At 74.0% G+C, this 416-nt stretch carries 1 pseudogene; it reads right to left on the reverse strand.

What is annotated here, in order from left to right:
* Window positions 1-416: pseudogene (locus G6R25_RS24635) on the reverse strand (glutamate-1-semialdehyde 2,1-aminomutase); the annotation flags it as partial.

Below are 416 nucleotides of genomic sequence, written 5' to 3' on the forward strand. Positions count from 1 at the left end.
ATCCGCTCCATCGTGGCGTCGTCGTGGGCGGCCGAGACGAACCACGCCTCGAACCCCGACGGCGGCAGGTAGATCCCCGCGTCGAGCATGCTGTGGAAGAACGCGGCGTAACGGGCGGCGTTCTGCGCCTGGGCGCCGGCGTAGTCGACGACGGCGGCGGCGTCGGTGAAGAAGAAGCTGAACAGCGAGCCGGCGCTGCTGGGCAGGTGGGCGACGCCCTCCTCGGTCAGCGCCGTCGACACGATGCCGGCGACGTCGCCGGCGCGGGCGTCGACGGTGGCGTAGACCTCGTCGGTGCAGGCCCGCAGCGTGGCCAGGCCGGCGGCGACGGCGATCGGGTTACCGGACAGGGTGCCGGCCTGGTAGACGGGGCCGGCGGGGGCGAGGCACGCCATCACGTCCGCGCGGCCGCCGAA

This window comes from Candidatus Frankia alpina, from assembly GCF_902806485.1.
Classification (GTDB): Bacteria; Actinomycetota; Actinomycetes; order Frankiales; family Frankiaceae; genus Frankia; species Frankia alpina.